The organism is Collinsella aerofaciens (assembly GCF_039752985.1).
GTDB lineage: Bacteria > Actinomycetota > Coriobacteriia > Coriobacteriales > Coriobacteriaceae > Collinsella > Collinsella aerofaciens_BT.
On record NZ_JBDMHA010000007.1, the window covers coordinates 38824 to 45681 of the forward strand.

Annotated in this window: 5 protein-coding genes; all 5 read right to left on the reverse strand. The window is 61.5% G+C overall.

The genetic code is table 11. The features are described from left to right. Window positions 1-88: 88 nt before the first annotated feature. Window positions 89-1090: a P1 family peptidase gene (locus ABHR76_RS01890; RefSeq protein ID WP_346976667.1), complete on the reverse strand. Its 1002-nt coding sequence runs from the start codon at window positions 1088-1090 to the stop codon at window positions 89-91. A gap of 101 nt (window positions 1091-1191) precedes the next feature. After that, window positions 1192-1773, reverse strand: coding sequence for a Maf family protein (locus ABHR76_RS01895; RefSeq protein WP_346976668.1), 582 nt, complete (start codon window positions 1771-1773; stop codon window positions 1192-1194). Continuing rightward, window positions 1770-2312 carry a DJ-1 family glyoxalase III gene (locus ABHR76_RS01900; RefSeq protein WP_346976669.1) on the reverse strand — a complete coding sequence of 181 codons (543 nt, stop codon included), beginning with the start codon at window positions 2310-2312 and terminating at the stop codon, window positions 1770-1772. The genes ABHR76_RS01895 and ABHR76_RS01900 overlap by 4 nt, the downstream gene beginning before the upstream one ends. A 106-nt stretch (window positions 2313-2418) precedes the next feature. Then, window positions 2419-3747: a 23S rRNA (uracil(1939)-C(5))-methyltransferase RlmD gene (gene rlmD / locus ABHR76_RS01905; RefSeq protein ID WP_346976670.1), complete on the reverse strand. Its 1329-nt coding sequence runs from the start codon at window positions 3745-3747 to the stop codon at window positions 2419-2421. 98 nt (window positions 3748-3845) lie between these two features. Continuing rightward, window positions 3846-6248: a polyphosphate kinase 1 gene (gene ppk1 / locus ABHR76_RS01910; RefSeq protein ID WP_346976671.1), complete on the reverse strand. Its 2403-nt coding sequence runs from the start codon at window positions 6246-6248 to the stop codon at window positions 3846-3848. Window positions 6249-6858: the final 610 nt, after the last annotated feature.

Genomic DNA, 6858 nt, shown 5'->3' on the forward strand with positions numbered 1-6858 from the left:
AGGCCACTTAATGTGGCCTTCGTCTCGCATAGGACTGTAGAGCAGCAAACGTAATGCCCGCCCGCCTCCGACCGACGGTCGAGCGAGGTTACTTCGCGGCGCCGGGGATGCCGTGGGAGGTTTTGGCGGTTTTGGCTCCGTTTACGATGGCGGTCTGTAGGGCCCTTACGGCGAGCATGCCCAGTAGGTCTAGGGGAACGGCGGCGCTTGCCTGGGCGCCCAGTTTGCCGCTGGCGAGGGTGTAGATGGTGTCGCCGTCGTTGGTGGTGTGCGTGGGACGGATGGCGTGTGCGTAGGCGTCTGCGGCCATCTGGGAGACCTTGGTGGCTTGTGCCTTAGTGAGTTCCACGTTGGTGACGATGCAGCTGATGGTGGTGTTGGTGCGGTCGAGCGGCATCTGCATGGATCCGGCGGCGGCAAAGGCTGCGAGTTCCATGTCGACGATCTGGTCGCTATCGGCTGCGGCGCGCATACCGGCGACCCACTCGCCGGTGAAGGGGTCGACGACGTTGCCGCAGGCGTTGACCGAGACCACGGCGCCCACCTTGACGGGGCCGAGCGCCACGGCAGCAGTTCCAAGGCCGGCCTTCATGCAGGTGGCAGGCCCCATGAGCTTGCCTACAGTGGCGCCGGTGCCGGCGCCCACGTTGCCCTGCTCGAGCGTGGCGGGGGTGTGGTCGAGCGCTTCGCGCACGGCGGCGATGCCGGCCTCAATGTCGGGGCGCACGGTCGGGTCGCCATAGGCGAGGTCGAAGATACAGCTGGAGCACACGATGGGCACCTGCGTGGGGCCGACGGGAAGGCCGATGCCGCGGCTCTCAAGCTCGCGAGCGACGCCGCTTGCAGCCTCGAGGCCAAAGGCCGATCCACCCGAAAGGCAGACGGCGTGGACCTTGTCGACGGTGTTCTCGGGTCGCAGCAGGTCGGTTTCGCGCGATGCTGGAGCACCGCCGCGAACGTCAACGCCGCCGGTGGCGCCCTCGGGTGCCACGATTACGGTGCAACCGGTGCCGGCCTCCTCGTCCGTATAGTTGCCATAGCAAAAGCCATCGACATCGCAGACGTCAATGGCCTCGAGCAGTGTATCCATGTTTAACTCCTATCGGTTTTCCGCCGCGCCTTGTGCCCGGTCGGGATCCGTACGGTACGCCAAAATTGTAGGCGCCGGGGGATACCCAGCGCCAGATGCAATTACGAGAGTTTTTGAATCGCGCGCGCGACGCGGGCGATGGGTAGGCCCACCACGTTATAGAAGTCGCCCGAAATATCGTGCACGAGCATGCGTCCTCCTGTGCCCTGAATGCCGTAGGCGCCGGCCTTGTCCATGGGCTCACCCGAGGCGACGTAGTGCTCGATCTGCTCGTCGGTGAGCTCGTAGAACGTCACGTCGGTCACATCGACAAAGGACAGGCTCTCGGCGGCATGCGGGGCGGCCGTATCGCCTGCCTTAACGATGCAGACGCCGGTTGCGACCTGGTGCGTGCGGCCCGAAAGCTCACGGAGCATGGTGCGCGCCTCGTCCTCGGTTGCCGGCTTGCCCAGAATCTTGCCGTCAAAGGTGACGATGGTGTCGGCCGCGACCGTCAGCTCATTGGGCTCGGCATGCTCGGCGGCAACGGCGGCGGCTTTTGCGCGTGCTAAGCGTTCAACGAGCGTAAGCGGGGCCTCGCCATCAAACGGCGTTTCGTCGATATCGGCAGGAATGATGCGAATGTCATAGCCCGCCTCGCGCATCAAGTCGATGCGGCGCGGTGATTGCGAAGCCAAAATCATAGCTGAATGCCCTCGGCAACCTTCTCGACGGCCTTGTCGCCGGCGAGCGTGCGCAGCAGCTCCAATGCAAAGGGGAGTGACTGTGCCATGCCGCTGGCAGTGATGATGTTGCCGTCTTGCGTGACCTTCTCGCCGGTATAGGCGCCTTCGGGGAAGCTTTTCTCAAAGCCAGGGAAGCACGTGGCATGGCGCCCCTCGAGCAGGTCGAGCTCGCCCAGGATAAACGGGGCGGCGCAGATGGCGGCGACGTGCTTGGTTGCGGCGAACTCGCGGACCACGTCGCAGACGCGCTGATCGGCGCGCAGGTTGGTAGCACCGGGTAGGCCGCCGGGCAGCACGACACAGTCGTATTCGTCAAAGTCGATCTCATCAAAGAGCGCATCGCAGGTCACGGGGATCTGCAGCGAACTTACGACCTCACGCGTGGGCATGATCGAGACGAGCGTGGCACGTACGCCGCCGCGACGCATGACATCGACCATGGTCAAGCATTCAATAGTTTCAAAGCCATCGGCGGCGAGAACGGCAACGCTGGGCATGAGGGTTCCTTTCATAGGCGGCATACAATTAGCCGTCTTATACCCCGAAGACCTCCGCTTGCCACGCTCGATTTCCCAATGATTTTTCTGAGCAATGATTAAGTGGCTAGTTGCGCTTAAGGTGGACGACGGTCTCGCAGTGGAAGGTTTGTGGGAACAGGTCGACTGGCGTGATCTTTACGGGGGAGAAGGTGCCTTCTTCGACAAAGCGTTTGAGATCGCGCGCCAGGGTGGCCGGGTCGCAGCTCACGTAGGCGACATCGCGAGCACTCGTGCTGGCGATAAGGTCGATCGCCTCGGGGGCGAGGCCTGCACGCGGCGGGTCGACCACCAAGACGTCGGCATCCTGGTCGGGGAACTCGCGCACCGCGTCTCCGCCAATGACGTCGACGTTATCGAGCTTGTTGATCTCCAGGTTACGGCGCAGGTCGCGCACGGCGGGGCCGTAGGCCTCGACGGCGGCGACAAAGTCGCAGCGGCGGGCGAGCGGCAGGGTAAAGGTGCCGGCACCGCAGTACAGGTCCACGGCAAGCTCGTCTTCCTGCGGGTCGAGCGCTTCCATGACAAGATCGATCAAAATCTCGGCACCCTTGGTGTTGACCTGGAAAAAAGACGGGGCAGACAAGCGCATCTGACCCTCGGCGATATTCTCGGTCCATGAGCCCTCTCCGGCGAGCATTTCGACCTTGGAGACACGACGGGCCTTCTTTTCGCCCTTGCCCATCACGCGCACGATGCTCGTGGGATGAGCGGCGTCCGCCAGCACGCGGGAGACCTGCGAGCGCGGAAAAGAGCCTGTGGGCGTCCAGAGTGCGACCTCGAGTGCCTTGGTGCGGCGCGATGCGCGAATGCCCACGCGTTCGAGCCCCAAGTCATGGCTGCCGCTTAGATAGTTGAGTGCGCCGACGACCGATTTGAGCGCCTTCGGGAAGCGCTTATCGAACAGCGGGCACGTATCGACGGTCACGATTTTGCTGGGGTCGACACCGTGCATGCCAAGGCGCACGCGACCGTTGACGACGGTCGGTTCGAGCTCGATTTTATTGCGGTAGCCCCAGTCGTCCTTGGTGTGGCAGATGGGCTGTACCAACTCATCGACCTGCTCAGGAGCGAACTTGCCGATGCGCTCGAGCGTGGAGCGCAGGTTTTGCTCCTTGGCGGCGAGCTGTGCCGTGCGTGAGAGATTGCCCCACGAGCAGCCGCCGCAGATGCCCACGAAGGGGCAGGGAGGCTGAATGCGATCGGGGCTTGGCTCCAGAATCTCGGTGGTGCGGGCACGCATGAACGACTTGCCGTCCTGTACGACCTCGGCCTCGACGGTGTCGCCTGCCACGGCGCCCTGCACAAAGACGGCCTTGCCGTTGTCGGCGTGCGCCAGCCCGTCGGCGCCGTAGGTCATCGATTCTATAGTGAGCTTCATATTCCTGCCTGTCATTCGCGTTGTTGTTCGCACCATGGTAGCAGGGAAAAGCGCCCCGCATCCGAGGCTTTCCTCAAATGCGGGGCGCTTCTACAAACTGCTTCTACAAACGACTATTTCGTCTTGCCGGTAATGAGCGTCTTAAGACCCAGGCCGATCAGACCCAGGCCCATGCGCACGCGGCCGGGGCGATGGCGCTCGATGGCCTTGGTCTTGCCAGCGGGCTTATCGCGACGGGCACTCGTCTCGGGTGCGGGCTTGGTGACCTGCGGCTCGGGCCGAGGTGCAGGTGCAGGCTCGGGCTCAATGACGGTCGCCTGGACCTCTTGGACCTTGGGTGCTACCGGCTGCGGCTCGGGCTCGGGGGCAGGTTTCGCCTCAATGACGGGCTCGGGCGCGGCCTCGGCGTTGCGATAGGCACGCTCCAGCAGGGCTTCCTGCGAGTTGAAGGGTTTCTCGCCCTCTGCACGTTCCACGGGAACCCAGGTGCCGTCGCTCGTGAGGCTGCGGGCCTTCACGTTGTCCCGCAGCTGCATACCCATGTACTCGTGTACCAGGGCGCGGCAGGTGGGGTCGAGCACGGGGAAGGCGATCTCCACGCGGTGCTCGGTGTTGCGTGTCATCATGTCTGCCGAGCTCAGATAGATCATGTCCGAGTCCACGCCAAAAGCGTAAACACGGGCGTGCTCCAAAAAGCGTCCGACGATGGAGCGGACATGCACGTTCTCGGTCTTGCCCGGAACACCGGGCTTGAGGCACGAGATGCCGCGGATGATCATGTCCACGCGCACGCCGGCACACGATGCCTCGGCGATCTTGTCGATAACCTCGCGGTCGGTCAGCGAGTTGAGCTTAAAGAACACGCGGGCGGGCTCGCCGGCAAGGGCGCGCTGGATCTCGCGGTCAAGCCCGCGCATGATGAGCGGTTTCAGTCCGACGGGCGCCACACCCAGGAAGCGGTAGTCGCCGCGCAGGTTGCCCAGCGACAGATTGCGGAAGAACAGGTTGGCGTCCTCGCCGATGCCGGGATGGGCGGTCATGAGCATAAAGTCGCTGTAGAGCTTGGCCGTCTTCTCGTTAAAGTTGCCGGTGCCCAAAAGCGTGAGGCGGGTGAGCGCCATGCCCTCGCGATAGGTGAGCTGGCAGATCTTGGAGTGGCATTTAAAGCCCTCGGAGCCGTAGATGACGGTGCAGCCGGCCTCTTCCAGGCGCTCGGCCCACTCGATGTTGTTCTGCTCGTCAAAGCGCGCGCGGAGCTCCATGAGCACCGTGACCTCTTTGCCGTTCTCGGCGGCATCGATCAGCGACTCGCACAGGCGGCTCTGCTTGGCCACGCGGTAGAGCGTGATGCGCAACGAGATGCACTCGGGGTCATAGGCGGCCTCGTGCACCAGGTCCAAGAACGGGTTCATGGCCTCATAGGGATAAAAGAGCAGCTTGTCGTGCTGCAGCACCTGCTCGCGGATGGAGCGGGTCATGTCGATGGTGGGGTTGGGCTGCGGCTTAAACGGCGTAAAGAGCAGCTCGTTGCGCAGGTGCTCGGGAATCTTGCCCTCAATGCCAAAGACGTAGCCCAGGTCGAGCGGGATATCGCAGGTAAAGACAGAGCGGCGCGAAAGCTCGAGCGCCTTGCGGATGGTCTTGAGCGTTGCCTTCTCGAGCGACCCCGAGACCGCGAGCACTACCGGCTGCAGACGCAGGCGCTTCTTGAGGATGCGCTTCATGTGCTGGCGGTAGTCCTCTTCCTCTTCGACGCCCTCGCCGTCCGGATCGATGTCGGCGTTGCGGGTGACGCGGATCAGCGCACGATCCAGCGGCTTATAGGAGCCAAAGCAGCTGTCCAGGCAGGCGAGGATGACGTCCTCGAGCAAGATGTAGGAGTAGGTGCCGGTGGGCGAGGGGATCTCGACCACGCGGTTCATCGAGGCGGGAATCTCGATAAGGCCCAGCAGGCTCTCCTCGTCGGTGGCGCCGTCCAGACCACAGGCCAGATAGAGCGCGCCATTGCGCAGGTTGGGGAAGGGGTGGCGCGGATCGATGACCAGCGGCGAGATGACCGGCGACACGTAGGCCTGGAAGTAGCGGGTTACAAAGGTGCGCTCCTCGGGCGTAAGCGAATCGATGCGGGCGCGGTGAACGCCCAAGGTGTCGAGCTTGCCCTCGATGCTCTTAAAGATGGACTCCCAACGGGTAAGGAGCCCGGGCATTTCGGCCATGACAGCATCGACCTGTTCGGAGGCGGTCATATTGCTCTTGTTGTCGACAGGTTGTTTTTTGAGCTCTGCCAGATCGGACAGGCCGCCCACGCGCACCATGAGAAACTCGTCGAGGTTGGACTCGAAAATCGACACGAACTTTAGACGCTCGAACAGCGGAACGGTCTCATCGAAGGCTTCGTCAAGCACGCGGTTGTCAAAGCGCAGCCAGCTAAGCTCTCGGTTTTGCGTGTACGAGAAGTCGCGCGGCGGTTTGCGCAGCTTTGCGGCGGCTTGCTTCTTTTCGATTTTGCTCGGCATATGCATCTGTCCGTTCAGTCCCCACAGAGGACGGTAGCCTAACACTTTTCACTATTGTCTCAATTTAGTCGACCGCTGGCACGGACGTATCGCGTGAACGGTATCTTTACCTACTTCTTACGCTGCCAAGGCATGCAACTAACTGTCCAACTCGTTTGGAAACAATCTATATCCATACTCAACTGGTGAGGATGTATGAATAAGAATGATTGCGAGCTGAATATAATCGAATCCAAATTGAATCATGGACAAACGACATATATATGCAGAAAACCGTTTTAGCTATGCAATTCCTAAACATGAAAATATTTGTGCAATCTAGCTTAATTCCTTAGAAAAAAGAACATTTACCTTTGAAAACCTGCTTTAGAGAACCGAAGTGCATCATGGGGGAATCATATGCGATATACCGTTCATCGCACTTTGCTGACCGTTCGGGGGCGAGGTGGAATTGCAGGTGGTTTTTGGATATAACTAGAGCTGTCAGCAAGCAGCGTCCCATACGGAGGGGCGCTGATACATTCGGCCAGTAAGGCCCGAAAGAAAGGTAGGAGGCCATGACGAAAGGTCTGCACGTGCCTTCCGAGATCGGCAAGCTCAGGAAGGTCTG

Bases quoted from the DNA above. Each gene is read 5' to 3' on its own strand.
- ABHR76_RS01900 (WP_346976669.1), bottom strand. From the start codon at position 2,312: ATGCCCAGCGTTGCCGTTCTCGCCGCCGATGGCTTTGAAACTATTGAA.
- ABHR76_RS01890 (WP_346976667.1), bottom strand. From the start codon at position 1,090: ATGGATACACTGCTCGAGGCCATTGACGTCTGCGATGTCGATGGCTTT.
- ABHR76_RS01895 (WP_346976668.1), bottom strand. From the start codon at position 1,773: ATGATTTTGGCTTCGCAATCACCGCGCCGCATCGACTTGATGCGCGAG.
- rlmD (WP_346976670.1), bottom strand. From the start codon at position 3,747: ATGACAGGCAGGAATATGAAGCTCACTATAGAATCGATGACCTACGGC.
- ppk1 (WP_346976671.1), bottom strand. From the start codon at position 6,248: ATGCCGAGCAAAATCGAAAAGAAGCAAGCCGCCGCAAAGCTGCGCAAA.